16 protein-coding genes and 1 pseudogene are annotated in these 20,392 nt (G+C 60.3%); 9 read left to right on the top strand and 8 right to left on the bottom strand.

The annotated features are described in order from the left end of the window. The first annotated feature begins 92 nt into the window (after positions 1 to 92). From GQ39_RS16100 to GQ39_RS16070, 7 genes are all read left to right on the top strand, one after another. Positions 93 to 1,082: an alpha/beta fold hydrolase gene (locus GQ39_RS16100; RefSeq protein ID WP_047531508.1), complete on the top strand. Its 990-nt coding sequence runs from the start codon at positions 93 to 95 to the stop codon at positions 1,080 to 1,082. Between the two features lie 137 nt (positions 1,083 to 1,219). After that, a complete protein-coding gene (rraA, locus tag GQ39_RS16095; RefSeq protein WP_047531506.1) occupies positions 1,220 to 1,711 on the top strand; it encodes a ribonuclease E activity regulator RraA in 492 nt (163 codons plus the stop codon). A 35-nt stretch (positions 1,712 to 1,746) separates the two neighbouring features. Continuing rightward, a complete protein-coding gene (locus GQ39_RS16090) occupies positions 1,747 to 2,742 on the top strand; it encodes a zinc transporter ZntB (RefSeq protein ID WP_047531502.1) in 996 nt (331 codons plus the stop codon). 63 nt (positions 2,743 to 2,805) lie between these two features. After that, complete coding sequence (locus tag GQ39_RS16085; protein WP_047531500.1) at positions 2,806 to 3,054, top strand: hypothetical protein; 249 nt, start codon at positions 2,806 to 2,808, stop codon at positions 3,052 to 3,054. A gap of 2 nt (positions 3,055 to 3,056) precedes the next feature. Further along, a complete protein-coding gene (locus GQ39_RS16080) occupies positions 3,057 to 3,881 on the top strand; it encodes a mechanosensitive ion channel family protein (protein WP_008048604.1) in 825 nt (274 codons plus the stop codon). A 90-nt stretch (positions 3,882 to 3,971) separates the two neighbouring features. Next, positions 3,972 to 4,562 carry an RNA polymerase sigma factor SigX gene (gene sigX, locus GQ39_RS16075; RefSeq protein WP_075949123.1) on the top strand — a complete coding sequence of 197 codons (591 nt, stop codon included), beginning with the start codon at positions 3,972 to 3,974 and terminating at the stop codon, positions 4,560 to 4,562. 107 nt (positions 4,563 to 4,669) lie between these two features. Beyond that, on the top strand, positions 4,670 to 5,719 hold the full coding sequence (locus GQ39_RS16070; protein ID WP_047531492.1) for an OmpA family protein: 1,050 nt from the start codon (positions 4,670 to 4,672) through the stop codon (positions 5,717 to 5,719). Between the two features lie 85 nt (positions 5,720 to 5,804). Here GQ39_RS16070 and cobA read toward each other — a convergent pair whose 3' ends face one another. The 7 genes and pseudogenes from cobA to GQ39_RS16035 form a co-directional block, all read right to left on the bottom strand. Further along, on the bottom strand, positions 5,805 to 6,569 hold the full coding sequence (gene cobA / locus GQ39_RS16065; RefSeq protein ID WP_047531490.1) for a uroporphyrinogen-III C-methyltransferase: 765 nt from the start codon (positions 6,567 to 6,569) through the stop codon (positions 5,805 to 5,807). Positions 6,570 to 6,579: 10 nt separating this feature from the next. Beyond that, positions 6,580 to 9,297: a nitrate reductase gene (locus GQ39_RS16060; RefSeq protein ID WP_047538943.1), complete on the bottom strand. Its 2,718-nt coding sequence runs from the start codon at positions 9,295 to 9,297 to the stop codon at positions 6,580 to 6,582. Between the two features lie 20 nt (positions 9,298 to 9,317). After that, a pseudogene (locus GQ39_RS16055) lies at positions 9,318 to 10,553 on the bottom strand (NAD(P)/FAD-dependent oxidoreductase); the annotation flags it as partial. Positions 10,554 to 10,843: 290 nt separating this feature from the next. Further along, positions 10,844 to 12,511 carry a bifunctional protein-serine/threonine kinase/phosphatase gene (locus GQ39_RS16050; protein ID WP_047531488.1) on the bottom strand — a complete coding sequence of 556 codons (1,668 nt, stop codon included), beginning with the start codon at positions 12,509 to 12,511 and terminating at the stop codon, positions 10,844 to 10,846. Positions 12,512 to 12,518: 7 nt separating this feature from the next. Then, positions 12,519 to 13,730, bottom strand: coding sequence for a nitrate/nitrite transporter (locus GQ39_RS16045; RefSeq protein ID WP_047531486.1), 1,212 nt, complete (start codon positions 13,728 to 13,730; stop codon positions 12,519 to 12,521). A gap of 312 nt (positions 13,731 to 14,042) precedes the next feature. Next, a complete protein-coding gene (locus tag GQ39_RS16040; protein WP_047531484.1) occupies positions 14,043 to 14,618 on the bottom strand; it encodes an ANTAR domain-containing response regulator in 576 nt (191 codons plus the stop codon). Positions 14,619 to 14,633: 15 nt separating this feature from the next. After that, on the bottom strand, positions 14,634 to 15,845 hold the full coding sequence (locus tag GQ39_RS16035; protein ID WP_047531482.1) for a CmpA/NrtA family ABC transporter substrate-binding protein: 1,212 nt from the start codon (positions 15,843 to 15,845) through the stop codon (positions 14,634 to 14,636). Positions 15,846 to 16,074: 229 nt separating this feature from the next. Between GQ39_RS16035 and GQ39_RS16030 the strand changes: the two genes are divergently transcribed. After that, positions 16,075 to 17,094 (top strand): quinone-dependent dihydroorotate dehydrogenase, encoded by a 1,020-nt coding sequence (locus GQ39_RS16030; RefSeq protein WP_047531475.1) that lies wholly within the window; start codon positions 16,075 to 16,077, stop codon positions 17,092 to 17,094. Positions 17,095 to 17,269: 175 nt separating this feature from the next. On the opposite strand, the gene rmf is transcribed toward GQ39_RS16030, so the two are convergent. Beyond that, positions 17,270 to 17,485 carry a ribosome modulation factor gene (gene rmf, locus GQ39_RS31595; protein WP_003223300.1) on the bottom strand — a complete coding sequence of 72 codons (216 nt, stop codon included), beginning with the start codon at positions 17,483 to 17,485 and terminating at the stop codon, positions 17,270 to 17,272. Between the two features lie 530 nt (positions 17,486 to 18,015). On the opposite strand from rmf, the gene rlmKL reads away from it, so the two are divergent. Beyond that, positions 18,016 to 20,286: a bifunctional 23S rRNA (guanine(2069)-N(7))-methyltransferase RlmK/23S rRNA (guanine(2445)-N(2))-methyltransferase RlmL gene (gene rlmKL, locus GQ39_RS16025; RefSeq protein ID WP_047531473.1), complete on the top strand. Its 2,271-nt coding sequence runs from the start codon at positions 18,016 to 18,018 to the stop codon at positions 20,284 to 20,286. Positions 20,287 to 20,392: the final 106 nt, after the last annotated feature.

Below are 20,392 nucleotides of genomic sequence, written 5' to 3'. Positions count from 1 at the left end.
TCGCGAGCAGGCTCGCTCCCACATGGGCGGTGCCTTTAAGATTCAAGCAGGGCGGGCTCCTCCGGATGCCGCCCTTTTTTGTGCAAGAACTTATGCAAAGCAGTAGCAACCTATTTCCTGTCGCCCTGATCAGCGCCGAGCGGCGCGGCGATCTGAGCGAAGATGTTTATCGTTTAAAACCCGGCAACAGCCCCGACGGTACCGTCGAAATTGCGGTGACTCGCCTCGGCATGGCCGATGAGCCCGCGGTGCGTGGCGTGCCGATCATCCTGTTGCACGGCAGTTTTTCCAATCGACGTTTCTGGTTTTCCGCGAAAGGGCTGGGGCTCGGCGTCTATCTGACGCGCCTGGGCTTCGACGTATGGATTCCGGAAATGCGCGGTCACGGCCTCTCACAGCGCAATCAGAACTACCGTAAGAACCGTGTCGCCGACTACGCTCGTTACGATTTGCCGGCCATTGGCGCGTTCGTGCGTGAGCAAAGCGGCCAGGTCCCACACTGGATCGGCCACTCGCTGGGCGGCATTACCCTGGCAGCCGCATTGGGCGGTCAATACATCGGTGAGCCCGTGGTGGCGTCCGCGGCGTTCTTTGGCGCTCAGATCAGTCGCACGTACTGGCCGTTGAAAATCCCGCCGGTGGAGTGGAGCGGCCGTTTCATTCTCAAGCGTTTTGCCCAGCTGTCGGGTTCACGGCTCAAACGCGGCCCGGAGGACGAGCCGATTGGCCTGGCCCTGGAAAGCATGCGTTGGCACGGCCTGTTCGGGCGCTTTGGTGATGCAGACAAGGACTGGTGGGCGGGTTTGGCCGAGGTCAGATTGCCGGTGCTGGCGGTGAGTGCCGCCGGTGACCATCAGGATCCGGCCTGGGCTTGTCGCAAGCTGTTCGATCAGGTGGGGTCCGAGCACAAGCAATTTATCAACCTGGGTCGCGAGCAGGGCTTTGGCGATAATTTCGGTCACGTGGAAATGTTGGTCAGCAAAGCCGCACAGGCTGAAGTCTGGCCACTGGTGGCCCGTTGGCTGGCGGATCAGCAAACTCCTCTGCTGGGTGAAACAGCGGATTTGGCCGCGGCGATTTGAGCCCGACGCTCTATCAAGGGCATTTCGCTCTGATCGGCTAGCGGCTAAGATATGACGCATTGAGCTGTTCTGGTCATTTTCGATGACTGAGTCATCACTGATGTTCGTGCTTTCTTCCTCTTCACAGGAGTTTCTCGATGAACCATTACCTAACGCCTGACCTGTGCGACGCCTATCCGGAGCTGGTGCAGGTGCTGGAACCGATGTTCAGCAATTTTGGCGGCCGTGATTCCTTTGGCGGCGAAATCGTGACCATCAAGTGCTTCGAAGACAACTCGCTGGTCAAGGAGCAAGCCGAGCTCAAGGGAGATGGCAAGGTACTGGTGGTCGATGGTGGCGGCTCCCTGCGCCGCGCGCTGCTGGGCGACATGATCGCCGAGAAGGCCGCGAAAAACGGCTGGGAAGGGCTGGTGATCTACGGTTGCATCCGTGACGTTGACGTCATCGCGCAAACCGATCTGGGTGTTCAGGCCCTGGCCAGCCACCCGATGAAAACCGACAAGCGCGGTATCGGTGATCTGAACGTGGCCGTAACCTTTGCGGGCGTGACCTTCCATCCGGGCCATTACATCTATGCGGACAATAACGGCGTGATCATCTCGCCAAGCCCGCTTGCAATGCCCGAGTAAGTTTTGGTCGATTTTTTTTGAAGAATGGAATGCGGATGTTCGAGGAAGAAAACGCGCAATGGGGGCTGGTACATGCCCTGGTGCTGGATGGTAAAGGCGGCGCGCGTTCGATAGCTCGGACTGAACTCGATGAATTGCAGCTCCAGGCCCACGAAAGCCTGTGGCTGCACTGGGATCGCAGTCATCCGCAAACCCAGACCTGGCTGCGCAAATCCAGTGGTCTGAGCGAATTCAGCTGTGATCTGTTGCTGGAAGAAAACACCCGACCGCGTCTTTTACAGCTTTCGGACAGCGAACTGCTGCTATTTTTGCGCGGGGTCAATCTGAATCCGGGGGCCGAGCCTGAAGACATGGTCTCGGTGCGAATCTTCGGTTCTGCCCAGCGTGTCATCTCCCTGCGTTTGCGCCCGTTGCGCGCCACGGAGGAACTGCTGGAGCAACTGGCAGAGGGCAAGGGACCGAAAACAGCTTCCGAACTCATCCTGTGCATGGCGCAGTACCTGACCAACAAGTTGCAGGATCTGGTCAGCGACCTCTCGGAAGTGGTCGATGAGGAAGAAGAAAAGCTGGATACCGACGAACGGTATACACCGGAGCACGGAGCTGTTTTGCAGATCCGTCGCCGGGCGGCGGCGTTGAAGCGGTTTCTCGCTCCGCAGCGGGATATTTTTGGTCAGCTGACGCGGATCAAACTGCCCTGGTTCGTTGACGACGATGCTGATTACTGGAACGAATTGAACAACAGTCTGACCCGCTATCTTGAAGAGCTGGAGTTGACCCGGGAGCGGGTAGGGCTGGTCCTTGAGACCGAAGACCGACGATTGAGCGTGCGCATGAACCGCACGATGTACCGCTTCGGAATCATCACCGGGATTTTTTTGCCGATGAGTTTTTTGACCGGTCTGTTGGGGATCAACGTCGGTGGAATTCCATTCTCTGCGAGCCCTTATGGCTTCTTGATTGCCTGCCTGATGATGGTCTCGGTGGCATTGGGGCAGTGGTGGTTATTCCGACGTTTGCGCTGGGTTTGAAAGTGGCCCATGTGACCCGGGTAAATTTGATCGCGTCTTTCACTGACATCACGAGAGGTGCGTATGCACGATCCGTTTGAACAGTCTTTGCGTGACATGCTCAAGGCATCACCGTCCACCCGGGACGACGATGCGTGCCTTGGTCGTGTACTGAAAACCGCCAACCGTCAGGTCGGTGCCGGTGATTTGTTCAGCCTGCTGGGCCGTTGGTTGCCCGCCCTGATGATCGCCGTTAATAATGGATCGGCCCATGTCGCGCCGGTGTCCCGTCTTCGTAAACCTGCTGCCCGCACTGCTGATAAGGCTGATTGAATATGGAACTTGATCTCTGGACTCAGAGCCTCGTCACTGCAATGACTGCGTTATGGACCAAGGTTGCCAACTTCATTCCGAACCTGTTCGGCGCACTGGTTGTGCTGCTGTTGGGTTTTGTCGTGGCCAAATTGCTGGACACGCTGCTCTCCAAATTGCTGGCCAAACTGGGCCTCGATCGCCTGATGGGCGGCACCGGGCTGACCAAGTTGCTGTCTCGCGCAGGCCTTCAAGTACCGATTTCGACGCTGATCGGCAAGATCGTCTATTGGTTCGTTTTGCTGATTTTTCTGGTTTCTGCGGCAGAATCCCTTGGACTTGAACGAGTTTCGGCTACGCTGGACATGCTCGCGTTGTATCTGCCGAAGGTCTTTGGCGCAGCGCTGGTGTTGCTGGTGGGGGTCTTGCTGGCGCAACTGGCCAACGGGCTGGTGCGCGGCGCGGCAGAAGGCGTGGGCCTGGACTACGCTTCTGGCCTTGGGCGAATTGCCCAAGGACTGGTCATCATCATCAGTATTTCGGTCGCGATCAGCCAGTTGGAGGTCAAGACTGACCTGCTCAACCATGTGATTGTGATTGTGTTGATTACCGTTGGTCTGGCGGTTGCGCTGGCCATGGGATTGGGAAGCCGGGAAATTGCCGGCCAGATTCTTGCGGGAATCTATGTGCGTGAGTTGTACCAGGTTGGGCAACAAGTGCGTGTTGGCGAGGTCGAAGGCCAGATCGAAGAGATCGGCACGGTTAAAACCACATTGCTGACCGATGAGGGTGAGCTAGTCTCTCTTTCCAATCGGATCCTTCTCGAGCAGCATGTGAGTAGCCGCTAACCCGGCAAACCCTGCTAATGTATGCCGCCGCAAAATGCCCGCTGATGCTGGCTGCGGCGGACATTGACCTGACTGTCGGCCCGACTTGTTTTGAATAAAGCCCAATCGCTATCCATGCGCTACGACCCCCGCGAGCTCTCTGATGAGGAGTTGGTCGCGCGCTCGCACACCGAGCTGTTTCACGTAACGCGCGCCTATGAAGAATTGATGCGGCGTTACCAACGAACATTATTTAACGTCTGCGCACGATATCTCGGGAACGATCGCGACGCAGACGATGTCTGTCAGGAAGTGATGTTGAAGGTGCTGTATGGCTTGAAGAATTTCGAGGGCAAATCGAAGTTCAAGACATGGCTATACAGCATCACTTACAACGAATGCATCACTCAGTATCGGAAGGAACGGCGAAAGCGTCGCTTGATGGACGCCTTGAGTCTCGACCCCCTCGAAGAAGCGTCTGAAGAAAAGGCGCCGAAACCGGAGGAAAAGGGTGGACTCGATCGCTGGCTGGTGTATGTGAACCCGATTGACCGCGAAATTCTGGTGCTACGATTTGTCGCAGAGCTGGAGTTTCAGGAGATCGCAGACATCATGCACATGGGTTTGAGTGCAACAAAAATGCGGTACAAACGCGCTCTAGACAAATTACGTGAGAAATTTGCAGGTATTGCTGAAACTTAGTTCGGCGCAAATATCTCTTACGTGTAGGCAAGTTCTGATAGACTTGCCGCCGAGTTGTCCCCCGGTTTGCGGGACTGCTTCACAATCACCAGATGGGGATTTAACGGATGAAACTGAAAAACACCTTGGGCTTGGCCATTGGTACTCTTATTGCCGCCACTTCGTTCGGCGCTCTGGCACAAGGCCAAGGCGCAGTTGAAGGCGAGCTCAACTACGGGAAAAAGTACAACGACAGCGTTAACAACGTTGAAGATGGCTACACTCCTGGCGCTTCCATCGGTTACTTCTTGACCGACGACGTGTCGTTGAACGCGACCTACAACGCAGATGACTACACCCGTTCGAACAACGGCACTGGCAGTCAGAAAATCAAAGGCGACCAGTTCGGTCTGAACGCTCAGTACCACTTCAACAACGCTGGCGACGCACTGCGTCCTTACGTTCAAGGTGGTGTTAAGCACGGCAGCATGACCAACGTAGCCGCTGACGGCCACACCGGTCGTGACCAGTCGACTTTCCTGACTGCAGGCGCTGGCGTTAAGTACTACTTCCTCGAGAACTTCTTCGCCCGTGCTGGCGTAGAAGCTGACTACAAGCTGGACAACGGCAAGTGGGACTACATCCCGTCCGTAGGTCTGGGTGTGAACTTCGGTGGCGGCTCCAAGCCTGCTGCTGCTCCAGTTCCAGCACCAGCTGAAGTCTGCTCCGACAGCGACAACGATGGCGTATGCGACAACGTTGACAAGTGCCCTGACACCCCAGCCAACGTAACCGTTGACGCTGATGGCTGCCCAGCAGTTGCTGAAGTGGTTCGTGTTGAGCTGGACGTGAAATTCGACTTCGACAAGTCGGTAGTCAAGCCTAACAGCTACGGCGACATCAAAAACCTGGCTGACTTCATGAAGCAGTACCCATCCACCACCACTACTGTTGAAGGTCACACTGACAACGTCGGTCCTGACGCTTACAACCAGAAACTGTCCGAGCGTCGTGCAAACGCCGTTAAGCAAGTTCTGACCAACCAGTACGGTGTTCAACCGTCCCGCGTTCAGTCTGTTGGCTACGGCGAATCCCGCCCAGTTGCTGACAACAAAACTGAAGCTGGCCGTGCAGTTAACCGTCGCGTAGAAGCGCAGGTTGAAGCTCAAGCTAAATAATTAGCCCGCAGCTCTGAGAAAAGCCCGGCTTAGGCCGGGCTTTTCTTTGTCTGCGATTTGATGAAGCAACGGGCAATCAGGCAGATCAGGCGTTTTGATCGGCCACCATCGCGGGCAAGCCGCGCTCCCACTGAGAAGACATTGCACAGGCCGCCACTGTGCCGATGACCAGAATGGCCGGGCTCTTGAGCTGGAAGGCGCCGGCATCTTCCTCCATCGCCGCCAGGTCACTCCGGCATTCCCGTTGGTGGGGCAGGGACGCGTTTTCAATCATCGCCACTGGCGTATCCGTCGCCATTCCACCGGCCAGCAACTGTTCGCGGATTTCGCCGAGCTTGGCCACCCCCATGTAGATCACCAGGGTTGTTCCGCTTTGGGCCAGTGCCTGCCAGTTCAGACGACTGCCGTCCTGGGTATGGGCAGTGACCAGCGTCACGCCGCGCGCGACACCGCGCAGGGTTAGCGGAATAGCGCATTGTGTCGCGCCCGCGAGTCCGGCCGTGATGCCATTGACCAATTCAACCTCCACCCCACGTTCACGCAACCACGCCGCCTCTTCGCCGCCGCGCCCGAAAATGCAGGGATCGCCGCCCTTGAGCCGCACCACGCATTTGCCTTGGCGCGCGTAACGCAGCATCAGTCGATGAATGAAGGCCTGCGGGGTAGAGCGACATCCGCCGCGTTTGCCCACGGGGATGATGCGCGCGCCGACGCAATGCTCCAGTACTGCGTCATTCACCAGGTCATCGATCAGCACGACATCGGCCTCTCTCAATGCCCGAACGGCCTTGAGGGTCAGCAATTCCGGATCGCCAGGTCCTGCGCCTACCAGCCAGACTTTTGCGTTCATAGTGTTTTCCTCACGAGGTGACCGCGACCGGTCGCGTGGTGGCGACCAGCAAACGCTTGATTTCCGGGACGCACGAGCCGCATTGCGTACCGCAGCCCAATTCTTGTTTCAGACCCTGCAAGTCCAATCCCCGGGCGATACCGGCGCACACCGCGCTTTGGCTGACGTTCTTGCAATTGCACAGGGTTTTGTCACCGGCCGCCGACGCGCCTGCCTGACCTGGTGGCGCGCTGAGCGGCGCCAGCAACCAGCGCCGAAGTTGTTCGTCGGCACGACCTTCCCGCCAAAGATTCAGCAGCCAGTGTTGGGCGAGGGTTTCCCCAGCCAGGCGAATGGCGGTAATTCGGCCGTGGTCGATACGGACCCGTTTGCCGATGGAGCGCTGCGGGTCGTCGTAGGCCAACACCGGACCTTCATGCAGTCCCAGGTGTTGGTCGATATCCCGGAGCCATTGCGGGTCCGGTGCTTTGGCGCTGGCAGCGCGTATAAGCAACGCTGGGCGTTCACGGCCTGTGAGGCTGAGGCTTGCGTAGGAAAACGCCTCACAGAGGGGGCGTAGGGTCTCAAAATGCTGTTGTACATCGCCCTCGATCAGTGCGAACAGTCTCCAGGGCAACTGAACCGGCTCCAGGCGCACGCCACTGTGCTTGAGTTCGGGTTGCTTCGACAGCGGATCAAAGGCGGGGAGGGTGAGACTGTTCACGCCGCCCTTGAGAAAGCGATCGCCCCAATGCATGGGCAAAAACGCCTGGCCAGGACGCACGTTGTCGTCGCTGCTGACCGGCACAATCACCTCGCCGCGCCGGCTTTTCAGGCTGACAAGGTCGCCTGGTTTCAGGTCATGTTGGTCCAGCTCTTGCGGATGCAGGCTCAAGACCGCTTCGCCCACGTGGCCGAACAGTTGCGCAGCGGTGCCGGTGCGACTCATGCCATGCCATTGATCACGCAAGCGACCCGTGATCAGGGTCAGCGGGAAGTGTGCATCGCGTTGCTCCTTGGCGGCGCGGAAAGGATCAGCGATGAATTGTGCGCGACCGTTGGCGGTCGGGAAGACGCCGTCGCCATACAGGCGAGCGGTGCCTTCGCTGGCATTCGCGGGGAAGGGCCATTGCTGCGGGCCGATTCGATCGATCAGGCCATGGCTGATGCCGGACAAGTCCAGATCTCGACCGCGGGTCAGTTGCTTGTATTCATCGAAGAGCTGCGCCGGCGTTTCAAAGGCAAACAGGCTGGGTTGTCCGGGGCGTAGATATTTTTCCAGGCGCTGTGCGAAATCTACGGTGATTGCCCAATCGGGCCGCGCTTCACCGGGTGCTACGATGGCCTGGCGGACGTGGGAAATGCGTCGTTCGGAGTTGGTCACCAGGCCGTCTTTTTCGCCCCAACTGGCGGCGGGTAGCAACAGGTCGGCGAATGCGGCAGTTTCGGTGGTGCGAAACGCTTCCTGCAACACGACGAACGGACAGGTTTGCAAAGCAGCGCGCACGGCGTTCTGGTCCGGCATCGATTGCGCCGGGTTGGTGCAGGCGATCCACAGCGCCTTGATCTTGCCGCTGCGCACCTGTTCGAACAGTTCGATGGCGCTCAGCCCGGTGCTGGTCGGGAGCTGTTCGACACCCCAGTAGGCGGCCACTTCAGCGCGGTGTTCGGCATTGGCGGCTTCACGATGCCCGGGCAACAGGTTCGACAGACTGCCGGTTTCCCGACCGCCCATGGCATTGGGCTGACCGGTCAGGGAGAAAGGTCCTGCGCCGGGACGGCCAATTTGTCCGGTGGCCAGATGCAGATTGATCAGCGCGCTGTTTTTGGCGCTGCCAGCGGTCGACTGATTCAACCCCATGCACCACAGGGACAGAAAACGCTCAGAGGTACCGACCCATTCGGCGCACTGGCGCAGCTGTTCGACGCTGATCCCACACAGCTGCGCAACCATCGAAGGCGTGTAGTCGTGTACCAGATGCTTGAGTTCCGTCAGACCTTGGGTGTGCGCCTTGATGAAGTCGTGGTCGACTCGGTTTTCCCACAGCAGCAAGTGCAAAATCCCATGGAACAAAGCGACATCGGTTCCCGGCAGAATCGCCAGATGCAGGTCAGCCAAATCACAGGTATCGGTGCGGCGCGGGTCGATGACGATGACTTTCATCTGCGGGCGGCTAGATTTGGCCTCCTCCAGGCGACGAAACAGCACCGGATGGGCGTAGGCCATGTTGCTGCCGACGATCAGCACGCAATCGCTGGATTCCAGGTCTTCGTAGCTGCAGGGCGGTGCGTCGGCGCCGAGGCTGCGTTTGTAGCCCACCACCGCTGAAGACATGCACAGCCGTGAGTTGCTATCGATGTTGTTGGTGCCCACCAACGCTCGCGCCAGTTTGTTGAAGGCGTAGTAGTCCTCGGTCAGCAATTGCCCGGAAATGTAGAACGCGACACTGTCCGGGCCATGTTCGGTGATGGTGCGGGCAAACACGCTGGCGGCGTGATCGAGGGCGGTGTCCCAATCGGTGCGGCTGCGGGCCAGGCTTTTGCCCAGGCGCAATGCGGGATACAGCGCTCGCGCGCTCAGGTCACCGGTCAAATGCAGGGTCGAGCCCTTGCTGCACAGTTTGCCGAAGTTGGCCGGGTGGGCTGGATCGCCGCTGACGCCGAGGATGCGCTCGCCGTCGTGCTCGATTAGCACGCCGCAGCCGACCCCGCAGTAACAACAGGTGGACGCAGTGATCTGGCGGTTCATCAGGCGACTTCCCGCGTGGGGCCGGCGTTACCCAAGGCCTGTTCCAGGGTAAAGGAATGGCCGAACATCAGTTGATCGCGGATTTCGCCGATGACCTGGTGCTCGAGGATTTGCCGAAAGTACCAGCCGCCGTCGGCCGTATCGCCGTACAGGCAGGCCCCGACCAGTACGTCGTCTTTGATCACCAGTTTTTTGTAGACGCCACTGATGGGGTCGGTGAGGGTGATGGTTTCGGTGCCTTCACCGCCCATGTAGTCACCGGCGGAAAACAGGTCGATGCCGGTGACTTTCAATTTGGTCGAGGTCACCGAGCCCTTGTAGGTGGCGAATCCCAGTTGTGCGAGGTGATTGGCGCAGACCTTGGCCTGGTCGAACAGCGGTGCGACCAGGCCATAGGCGATGCCGCGATGGCTGGCGCATTCGCCAATGGCGTAGACCCGTGGGTCGTAGGTTTGCAGGGTATCGTTGACCAGAATCCCGCGGCCGCAAGGGAGGCCGGATTGTTCCGCGAGTTCGATGTTGGGGCGGATGCCGGCGGCCATGACCACCAGGTCGGCGGGAATGATCTCGCCGTTCTTGAACTCGACCGAGCCGACCCGGCCATTACCGGCATCGTGCAACGCCTGGGTTTGTTCACAGAGACGAAAGTGCAGGCCGCGGGCCTCCAGGGCATTTTGCAGCAACTGGCCGCTGGTCTTGTCCAGTTGCCGATCCAGCAACCATTTGCCGAGGTGCACGACGGTGACGTGCATCCCGCGCAGCATCAGCCCGTTGGCAGCTTCCAGCCCCAGCAGCCCGCCACCGATGACCACCGCGTGTTTATGGATTTTGGCGGTGTCGATCATGACCTGGGTGTCGGCAATGTCGCGATAGCCGATTACGCCCTGCAGCGTGTTGCCGGGAATCGGCAGGATGAACGGGCTGGAGCCGGTGGCGATCAGGAGGCGATCGTATTCGGCCATGGTGCCGTCTTCGGCAATGACCCGGCGTCTGACCCGGTCGATTTCCACGACTCTGTGGTTGAGCAGCAACTTGATGTCGTTTTCCAGGTACCAGTCCAGGTCGTTGAGTACGATCTCTTCGAAGGTCTGCTCGCCAGCCAGCACCGGCGACAGCAGGATGCGGTTGTAGTTGGTATGGGGTTCGGCGCCGAAGACCGTGATGTTGTACAGCTCGTTGCTCAGTTTCAGCAGTTCTTCGAGGGTACGAACGCCGGCCATGCCATTGCCGATCATCACCAGTTTGAGCTTTTTCATCAGGTCCTCCGGGGAACAACGACCTGTCTCATCAGGCTTTCCAGGTCGTGCTCGACAATTTCGCGCAAACAAAAAAAGGCGTCCCGCCAGTTGCCTGACGGGGACGCCTTTGTCCGGTCCCGTTCTCTCGGGAAGCGCAGTCTTCGTCGTTGAAGCCTGCACGTTATGTGTGATGGGAAGGCTAATGCAGTGCTTGTGCCAAGTCGGACAGATCCGCTGTTCGCGGTGTCTGCAGGCGTTCGCCATCCGGGGGCGGCGTTTTGTTGCACCGATTCAACGCGCGGCGCCCACTAATGGAGCGCCAACACCAGCAGCACCAGATTCGCCACCAGCGACATCAGCGCCAAGGTCCGCCACACCTTCAACGGCTCGCGCTCCAGTAACGGTTTGGGGCGCACGCTCAAACTGCGTCGCTCGCCCTGTTCCATCAGCAATAACCACTCTTCCGCCGTTTCAAAGCGTTGATCCGGATCCGCCGCTACCGCGCGTTCCAGGGTTTGCATCAGCCATTCCGGGAGGTCGGGGCGATAGCGGCTGGCATTCACCGGAGCGCCGAACCGTGGGCGTTGGAACGCTTCGATTTCGCCATAGGGAAAATGCCCGGTGAGCAGGACATACAAGGTCACACCGACCGAGTACAAATCCTGTTGCGCGCTCGGCGGGTCGCCGCGAAACGCTTCCGGCGCAATGTAGCTGGGGGTTCCGGGCAGCACAGAGGGCTCGTCGAGGGACAGGCCAGGGCAATAGGCGAGCCCGAAATCGAGCAGCCGCAACTCGCCGTCGTCACCCAGTAGCAGGTTATCCGGTTTGATATCGCGGTGCAGAATCTGCCGCCGATGCAGCATGCCCACCGCTCGCAACAGGCGTTCAGCCAGGTCTTGCCATTGGGCCAGCGGCAGTGGCCCGATTTGCTCATGCAACTGCGCCAGGGTCGATCCCGAATATTCGCGCATCACGTAGTACAAATGCTGACGCTGACTGGCGGCATGGACTTCAGGGAAATGCCGCCCGGCTACACGCTTGAGAAACCATTCTTCCGACAACAACGCTTGCCCGGCCGGATGATCGTCGCGCAGGTGAGTGGGCAGGGTTTTCAGCAGCCAGGCCTGTCGCTGACTGTCACGCACGCGATAAAGCAGGGATTGCTGGCTCTGGCCGACGATCCCTTCGACTTGCCAGCCCTCGAAATCCTGGCCCGGTTTCAGTGCGGGCGGCAGCGGCCATTGCTGCAGTTGAATCAACGCATCGCCGATGCTGGTTTCACCCAGGGCATCGACCCGCACCAGCAAAGCGCTGGCATTGTCCTGGCTGCCGGCCAGGTGCGCGGCATTGACCAGGGTGTGTGCGGCGCTGTGCAGATCCGGTTGGTCCCGCAGAATCGCGGCAATGGCCGTGTCACCCAGGACCGCCCAGACCCCGTCGCTGAGCAGCACAAAGCTTTCATCGAGGCGCAATTCGCCGTCGAGGAAGTCCAGCACCAGGTGCTGATCGAGCCCCATTGCTCGTTTGAGCACATGCTGCATGCCCGGTTGGTCCCAGACGTGATCCTCGCTGATGCGCTGCAACTGATCGTCATGCCAGCGGTACACTCGGCAGTCGCCCACATGGGCCAGGGTGAAACGCCGACCGCGCATGACCAATGCGCTGACCGTGGTCAGCAGGGGTTGTCCACCGCCGTTGGCCTGCAGCCAGCGGTTCTGCGCCAGCAGCAGGCGATCCAGTGCCTGGGCGACGCCCCAGGTTTCCGGGGTGGCGTAGTAATCCAGTGCCAGTGCCTGCAGGGTGGAACGAGCGGCCAGCCCACCGTCGGCGCACTGGCTGACACCGTCGGCGATGGCGAACAGGTAACCCTTGCTCGCCGCCAGCGCCGGGGCCGGTGTGACCAGCCGCAACGCATCCTGGTTTTCTTCGCGCGGGCCGATGGCGCTGGCTTCGGCGAAACTCAGTTGCAGGCTCATCGCCGGCTCAGACCCGTGCAGCGGTCACGGCAGCCGAACCCCAGGTGGTTCTCCAGCGACGTTTCACCCCGTGCAGGCCGAACCAGGCGAGGACGCCGAGGCTGGCGAACAACCACAGTGCCATTTGGTAGCTGCCGGTGCTTTGCTTGATCGCACCCATGCCCGCCGCCAGGGCAAAACCGCCGATGCCGCCGGCCATGCCGATCAGGCCGGTCATCACGCCGATTTCGCGACGAAAACGCTGCGGCACCAACTGGAACACGGCGCCATTGCCCGCACCAAGGCCGAGCATGGTGCAGACGAAAAGTGCCAGCGCAGCGTAGGAACTCGGCAGGTTGAATCCGACGGCAGCAATGCAGATCGCGGCCACGGTGTACATCGCCAGCAGGGTGCGGATGCCGCCGAAACGGTCAGCCAGGGCACCGCCCAAGGGGCGCATCAGGCTGCCGCCGAACACGCAGGCGGCGGTGTAGTAGCCGGCCGTCACCGGGCTCAGGCTGTATTGATCGTTGAAATAGCCGGGCAGGGCGCTGGCCAGGCCAATGAAGCCACCGAAGGTCACGCTGTAGAAAAACATGAACCACCAGCTGTCGCGATCGCCCAAGGCCTTGAAGTAGTCGGCCATCGACTTGGCTTTCGGCCGTTCAGGCGCGTTTTTGGCCAGCCAGGCGAAAACGATCAACGACAGGATCAGTGGAATGAGGGCAAAGCCGAACACGTTGCTCCAGCCATACGCAGCCGCCAGAACCGGCGCGATCAGCGCGGCGAACACCGTGCCCGAGTTACCGGCGCCGGCGATCCCCATGGCCTTGCCCTGATGCTGCGGCGGATACCATTGCGACGCCAGAGGCAGGGCCACGGCGAACGACGCACCGGCCATACCGAGGAACAAGCCCAGTACCAGGGCCTGCTCGTAGCTGTGGATGCCCAGCTTCCAGGCACCGAACAGCGCACCGATAACGATCACCTGGCCAATCAGGCCAGCGGTTTTCGGCGACAGGCGATCAGCCAGCATGCCCATCATGAACCGCAGTACCGCGCCGGCCAGAATAGGCGTGGCCACCACCAGCCCCCGCTGTTGTGTGGTCAGGTGCAGGTCGGCGGCGATTTGCACGGCCAGTGGGCCAAGCAGGTACCAGACCATGAAGCTCAGATCGAAATAGAGGAAGGCCGCGAACAGGGTCGGGGTATGGCCGGATTTCCAGAAGCTTGAATTCATCGCGCACCTCAGCTGATAGGAGTCTCGAACGGGAGTCATGCAGGTGGGGCGCCTTGAGGGCTGCACCACCCGCCCCGGGCAATGGGGCCAAAACAAAAAAACGCCGCCACCTGATTTGCCATGGGGCAAATGAGGTGAGCGACGTCTTTGTCGTAGGTGGGGCAACCGCCGTTGGTTACCTGTGGAGATTACTTAGCGAGATCTGTGCCAATACTGTGAAACCGAGTGAAGGCCATCGCGAGCAAGCTCGCTCCCACAGAAGCGCTGCACAATATTCAACTGTGGGGAGCTTGCTCGCGATGCAGCAGCGCTTCAGCCGAGCAGTTCACTCATGGCGATGATCTGCTCCGCCACCTGAATCAGTTTCTGTTGGCGGCTCATGGCCTGGCGGCGCATCAAGGTGTAGGCCTCTTCTTCGTTGCAGTCCTTCATTTTCATCAGTAACCCTTTGGCCAACTCGATGCGCTTGCGCTCGGCGAGCTGCTGGTCGCGGGCGTGCAGTTGCGCGCGCAGGGCCTGGTCGCTTTCGAAGCGCGCCATGGCCACGTCGAGAATCGGCTGCAAGCGCTGAGCGTGAATGCCTTCGACGATGTAGGCACTGACCCCGGACTTGATCGCCTGGCGCATCACATCCGGGTCGTGTTCGTCGGTGAACATCACAATCGGTCGTGGTTGGTCGCGACTGACCAGCACCACTTGCTCCATCACATCGCGGCCCGGTGACTCGGTATCGATCAGAATCACATCCGGACGCACCGTTTCGACGCGCCCGGGCAGGTCGATGGTCAATCCTGATTCGTCGATTACCTCGAAGCCGGCCTCGGTCAGTGCCGCCTTCAGGCGTCCGACTTTTTTTGCGGTGTCGTTGATCAGCAGAATACGCAACATGTTCGCAGTCTCCTGTCAGCGGCTGGCTAATCGGTGCGAGCTATTGCTCATGGCGTGCAGCTTGAAACTGCGGGCATAACCGGCAGGGTCCGAGCCGTCCCAGACCTTGCCGTCGATCAACTGGCTGCTGCGCATCTCATTGCCCAGTGCGGCGACGCCGACGGCGCAGGCAGCCTCACGATACAAGTCCAGTTGTTGCACCTGGCGGGCCACCGCCAGGTAATCCGGATCGTCGCGCAACAGGCCCCAGCGACGGAACTGGGTCATGAACCACATGCCATCGGACAGGTACGGCAGATTGACCTCGCCCCCACCATGGAAGCGCAGGGCGTGCGGATCCTGCCAGCGATTGCCGAGACCGTCGTCGTAGTCGCCCAGCAAACGCGGCTCGATGCATTCGAGCGGCGCATCGAGGTATTGCGCGGCACTGAGCAATTGCGCGGTGCTGCGACGATTTTCAGTGCTTTCTTCGATAAAACGACTCGCCTGCAGAATCGCCATCACCAATGCGCGGGCGGTGTTCGGGTATTGCTCGACGAACGCGCGGGTGCAGCCCAGGACTTTTTCCGGGTGATCGGGCCAGATGGTCTGGGTGGTCGCCATCGTGAATCCAAGGTTCTGTTGCACCGCGCTGGCCGACCAGGGCTCGCCGACGCAGAAACCGTCGATGCGTCCCGCTTGCAGGTGCGCGACCATTTGCGGCGGCGGCACCACGACGCTGTCGACGTCCTGCAACGGGTGAATGCCCTGGCTGGCGAGCCAGTAATACAGCCACATGGCGTGGGTGCCGGTGGGGAAGGTCTGGGCGAAGGTGAGTTTTGGGCGAATTTGGTGCACGTGCCGGTCCAGTGCTTCAGGACTGGTCACACCCAGCGCTTGCAGGCCGTGGGAGAGGTTGATGCTCTGGCCGTTCTGGTTCAGCCCCATCAGCACGGCCATGTCCGTTGGCGCTACACCGCCGATGCCCAGGTGCACGGCGTAGATCAGGCCGTAGAGGCTGTGGGCGGCGTCGAGTTCACCGCTGACCAGTTTGTCCCGCAGGTTGGCCCAGGATGACTGGCGCTTGAGGTTCAAGGTCAGGCCGTAAGGCTGGGCGAAGCCCTGGGTGGCGGCGACCACGACTGAGGCGCAGTCGCTCAGGGCCATGAAGCCGAGGTTGATTTCGGACTTTTCCGGGGCATCGCTGCCATTGACCCAGGCCAGCGGGCCGGCTGATGGTTCGTTCATCGCGTCTTCACCTTGCAAAAAAAAGCGCCGTCCCGCGTCCTTGCACGCGCAAGGCCGGATGACGACGCCATTGTCCTGGCACTCATCCCGCCGTTGGCATGAGTGCTGATGACAGGATCGGTGCAAGGCATATGCCATCGTCCGTTGATTGAATCGCGCGCCTCGCCTGCGGGCCGCTTGCCCGGCTATAATCGCTGCCACTTTTCATAGCCCAGAGTCAAACCCGCCCATGTACACCCTGGCCCGTCAGCTGTTGTTCAAACTTTCCCCGGAAACCTCCCACGATCTGTCCCTGGACCTGATCGGCGCGGGCGGGCGTCTGGGGCTCAACGGCTTGTTGTGCAAGGCCCCGGCGAAGGTGCCGGTGACGGTCATGGGCCTGGACTTCCCGAACCCGGTGGGACTGGCGGCCGGTCTGGACAAGAACGGCGCGGCCATCGACGGCTTTGCGCAGTTGGGTTTTGGCTTTGTCGAAATCGGCACCGTCACCCCGCGTCCACAACCGGGTAACCCAAAGCCACGCCTGTTCCGCCTGCCGGAAGCCGAGGCGATCATCAATCGCATGGGCTTCAACAACCTTGGCGTCGATCACCTGCTGGCCCGCGTTGCTGCGTCCAAGTACAAAGGTGTGCTGGGCATCAACATCGGCAAGAACTTCGATACTCCGGTCGAGCGCGCGGTCGACGATTACCTGATTTGCCTGGACAAGGTTTACGCCCATGCCAGCTACGTGACGGTCAACGTCAGCTCGCCGAACACGCCGGGGCTGCGCAGCCTGCAATTCGGTGACTCGCTCAAGCAACTGCTGGCCGACCTGGCCACGCGTCGCGCGGAACTGGCGCTGCGCCACGGTAAACACGTGCCCCTGGCGATCAAGATCGCGCCGGACATGAGCGACGAAGAAACCGTGCAGGTCGCGCAAGCGTTGATCGATACCGGGATGGACGCGGTCATCGCCACCAACACCACCCTGAGTCGCGTGGGCGTCGAAGGCATGGAGCATGGTGACGAGGCGGGCGGTCTGTCCGGCGCACCGGTTCGCGACAAGAGCACCCACACCGTGACAGTACTCGCGGCAGAGCTGGGTGGTCGGTTGCCGATCATCGCCGCGGGCGGCATCACCGAAGGCAAGCACGCGGCGGAGAAAATCACCGCAGGGGCGAGCCTGGTGCAGATTTACTCGGGCTTCATCTATAAAGGGCCGGCACTGATTCGTGAGTCGGTAGACGCCATCGCAGCCCTGCGTTGATCCCTGTGGCGAGGGGGCAAGCCCCCTCGCCACGTAGGCATGCCGATGAATTTTGAACAGGCATAAAAAAGGGCTCCTCTAAGGAGCCCCTGGGCCGGAGCCCGCCGTCCGGATGGGACGTGCGTGGTTAATTCGTTACGTAATCAGATTGTCGTGTCGGAGTGTGTGCCCTGTATTAGCCGACGGCGTGAAGTTCGTTGAGTCTGTGGATTCCCGCAGTGCCGGTCATACCGTCCCAGTTGTCGCCGCGTCCTTCTCGCCAGCCGTTGATCCAGGCTTGGCGTACCGACGGTAGAGTAAATGGGCAAAGCTCACGGGATTTGCCACCAACGCCATATTGATATCCGCGCAAAAACGCTCTTTCCAACGGATCACGCTTAAGTCTTCTCATAGGGTGTAGCCCTCACTTGTTGACTGTTTTCATCGCGTCGACCTCAATCGAGGTCAGGCAGAAAAACTCTGCCGTTGGGGGCTCGCTGCCGGCGTGGCGAGCCAAGGTGTTGGCGTCGTTGCGGCGCCAACCTGAGTTGAGTTCTAACCAATGCGTCACATCGAGGGAATGATCGTTTTGTCATAAGGACGTAACGATAAAGATGCTATGGCCATAAGTAACACGATGTTCGTCGCGTATTTATTGATCAAAGCCCTGTATGATCGGCCCCCCGCAGGATGCCGGGGTTAGTCCTTTGGTGAGAATGTCTCGCGTTGCAGTGCGGGATTATTCGACGAAGGGTCGACTTGTGACATTTTGTTGCATCAACTTTTTTATCTGTCCTTGCATCTAAGCTCATTTAACCCGAGCAGCAGGGGTGGAACGGCACACCTTCGTGCCACGCGGGCGCTCTTCGAGAAAAGCGCCTGATTGAAAACCGGGCCGGCAATGCGTTGCCGGCTCACTCAGCTAAAGGCTCTGGAACTCCCATGTCCGATCGTTTCGAACTCTTCCTCACTTGCCCCAAAGGCCTCGAAGGCCTGCTCATCGAGGAAGCCGTCGGGCTTGGCCTTGAGGACGCTCGTGAGCACACCTCTGCCGTGCGCGGCATGGCCACCATGGAAACCGCTTATCGCCTGTGCCTGTGGTCGCGCCTGGCGAACCGCGTGCTGCTGGTGCTCAAGCGCTTCCCAATGAAGGACGCCGAAGACCTCTATCACGGCGTACTCGATATCGAGTGGCAAGACCACATGCTCAACGACGGCACCCTGGCCGTCGAGTTCAGCGGTCACGGCTCGGGCATCGACAACACTCACTTCGGTGCCTTGAAGGTCAAGGACGCCATCGTCGACAAACTGCGCACTCCGCAGGGTGATCGCCCGTCCATCGACAAGCTCAACCCGGACCTGCGCATCCACCTGCGCCTGGATCGTGGCGAAGCGATCCTTTCCCTCGACCTGTCCGGCCACAGCCTGCACCAGCGCGGCTACCGCCTGCAGCAGGGCGCGGCGCCGCTGAAGGAAAACCTCGCGGCCGCCATCCTGATCCGTTCCGGCTGGCCACGCATTGCGGCTGAAGGCGGCGCGTTGGCGGACCCGATGTGCGGTGTCGGCACATTCCTCGTCGAAGCTGCAATGATCGCCGCCGACATGGCGCCGAACCTGCGCCGCGAGCAGTGGGGCTTCACCGCGTGGCTCGGTCACGTGCCGGCGCTGTGGAAAAAACTCCATGAAGAAGCCGTCGAGCGTGCCGCGGCCGGTCTGGCCAAGCCACCGCTGTGGATTCGCGGTTATGAAGCCGACCCGCGCCTGATTCAGCCGGGCCGCAACAACGTCGAGCGTGCCGGCCTGAGCGAGTGGATCAAGATCTACCAGGGCGAAGTGGCGACCTTCGAGCCGCGCCCGGACCAGAACCAGAAAGGCCTGGTGATCTGCAACCCACCGTACGGCGAGCGTCTGGGCGACGAGGCGAGCCTGCTCTACCTCTACCAGAACCTCGGCGAACGCCTGCGTCAGGCCTGCCTGAACTGGGAAGCGGCGGTGTTCACCGGCGCGCCGGACCTGGGCAAGCGCATGGGCATCCGCAGCCACAAGCAGTATTCGTTCTGGAACGGTGCCTTGCCGTGCAAATTGCTGCTGATCAAGGTATTGCCGGACCAGTTCGTCACCGGCGAGCGCCGCACTCCGGAACAGCGCCAGGCCGAGCGTGAGCAAGCGGTCTACGATCAGGCGCCAAGCGAGCCGCAAGAGCGCAAGTACAACAAAAACGGCAATCCGATCAAACCGGCGCCGGCACCTGCGCCGGTGATCGAGCAGCCGCGCCTGAGCGAAGGCGGGCAGATGTTTGCCAACCGCCTGCAAAAAAACCTCAAGGCGCTGGGCAAGTGGGTCAAGCGTGAGGGCATCGATTGCTACCGCGTCTACGATGCCGACATGCCGGAATACTCCATGGCCATCGACCTGTATCACGATTGGGTCCACGTTCAGGAATACGCCGCGCCGAAATCCATCGACCCGGAAAAGGCGTCGGCGCGCATGTTCGATGCCCTGGCGGCGATTCCGCAGGCCTTGAACATCGACAAGAGTCGCGTGGTGGTCAAGCGTCGCGAGCGTCAGAGCGGCACCAAACAGTACGAACGTCAGGCTGCGCAGGGCAAGTTCGTCGAGGTCAATGAAGGCGGCGTGAAGCTGCTGGTGAACCTGACCGATTACCTCGACACCGGCCTGTTCCTCGATCACCGGCCGATGCGCATGCGTATTCAGAAAGAGGCCGCCGGCAAGCGCTTCCTCAACCTGTTCTGCTACACCGCGACGGCCAGTGTTCATGCGGCCAAGGGCGGCGCGCGCAGCACCACCAGCGTCGACCTGTCGAAAACCTACCTGGACTGGGCGCGCCGCAACCTGTCGCTGAACGGTTTTTCCGACAAGAACCGCCTGGAGCAGGGCGATGTGATGGCCTGGCTGGAAAATGCCCGTGAAGAGTACGACCTGATCTTCATCGACCCGCCGACCTTCTCCAACTCCAAGCGCATGGAAGGGATCTTCGATGTGCAGCGTGACCAGGTGCAGTTGATTGACCTGGCCATGGCACGTCTGGCGGCAGGCGGGGTGCTGTACTTCTCCAACAACTTCCGCAAGTTCGAGCTGGAACCCAACCTCAGCGAGCGTTATGCGGTCGAGGAAATCACCGCCCAGACCATCGATCCGGATTTTGCCCGTAACGGCAAGATCCATCGTGCCTGGAAAATCACGGCCCGCTGACACTTGGAAGATTGGATCCACAGAGCCTTGATTTTTAAAGGCTCTTGGATTCCTTCCGCACTGGTCAAATTAGTGGCTAATAGCTATAACTCCTCTCACGGCCAAA

It is taken from the genome of Pseudomonas sp. 11/12A (genome assembly GCF_000800055.1).
GTDB lineage: Bacteria > Pseudomonadota > Gammaproteobacteria > Pseudomonadales > Pseudomonadaceae > Aquipseudomonas > Aquipseudomonas mohnii.
Note: the sequence above shows the minus strand (reverse complement) of the source record. Positions and strands in the feature narration are given on the sequence as shown.

What these genes read in the sequence shown, in the direction of transcription:
- GQ39_RS16045 (WP_047531486.1), bottom strand. Translation starts at nt 13,730, where the DNA reads ATGAATTCAAGCTTCTGGAAATCCGGCCATACCCCGACCCTGTTCGCG.
- GQ39_RS16050 (WP_047531488.1), bottom strand. Translation starts at nt 12,511, where the DNA reads ATGAGCCTGCAACTGAGTTTCGCCGAAGCCAGCGCCATCGGCCCGCGC.
- GQ39_RS16070 (WP_047531492.1), top strand. Translation starts at nt 4,670, where the DNA reads ATGAAACTGAAAAACACCTTGGGCTTGGCCATTGGTACTCTTATTGCC.
- GQ39_RS16090 (WP_047531502.1), top strand. Translation starts at nt 1,747, where the DNA reads ATGTTCGAGGAAGAAAACGCGCAATGGGGGCTGGTACATGCCCTGGTG.
- GQ39_RS16040 (WP_047531484.1), bottom strand. Translation starts at nt 14,618, where the DNA reads ATGTTGCGTATTCTGCTGATCAACGACACCGCAAAAAAAGTCGGACGC.
- GQ39_RS16060 (WP_047538943.1), bottom strand. Translation starts at nt 9,297, where the DNA reads ATGAACCGCCAGATCACTGCGTCCACCTGTTGTTACTGCGGGGTCGGC.
- cobA (WP_047531490.1), bottom strand. Translation starts at nt 6,569, where the DNA reads ATGAACGCAAAAGTCTGGCTGGTAGGCGCAGGACCTGGCGATCCGGAA.
- GQ39_RS16085 (WP_047531500.1), top strand. Translation starts at nt 2,806, where the DNA reads ATGCACGATCCGTTTGAACAGTCTTTGCGTGACATGCTCAAGGCATCA.
- rraA (WP_047531506.1), top strand. Translation starts at nt 1,220, where the DNA reads ATGAACCATTACCTAACGCCTGACCTGTGCGACGCCTATCCGGAGCTG.
- rlmKL (WP_047531473.1), top strand. Translation starts at nt 18,016, where the DNA reads ATGTCCGATCGTTTCGAACTCTTCCTCACTTGCCCCAAAGGCCTCGAA.
- GQ39_RS16100 (WP_047531508.1), top strand. Translation starts at nt 93, where the DNA reads ATGCAAAGCAGTAGCAACCTATTTCCTGTCGCCCTGATCAGCGCCGAG.
- GQ39_RS16080 (WP_008048604.1), top strand. Translation starts at nt 3,057, where the DNA reads ATGGAACTTGATCTCTGGACTCAGAGCCTCGTCACTGCAATGACTGCG.
- GQ39_RS16035 (WP_047531482.1), bottom strand. Translation starts at nt 15,845, where the DNA reads ATGAACGAACCATCAGCCGGCCCGCTGGCCTGGGTCAATGGCAGCGAT.
- rmf (WP_003223300.1), bottom strand. Translation starts at nt 17,485, where the DNA reads ATGAGAAGACTTAAGCGTGATCCGTTGGAAAGAGCGTTTTTGCGCGGA.
- GQ39_RS16030 (WP_047531475.1), top strand. Translation starts at nt 16,075, where the DNA reads ATGTACACCCTGGCCCGTCAGCTGTTGTTCAAACTTTCCCCGGAAACC.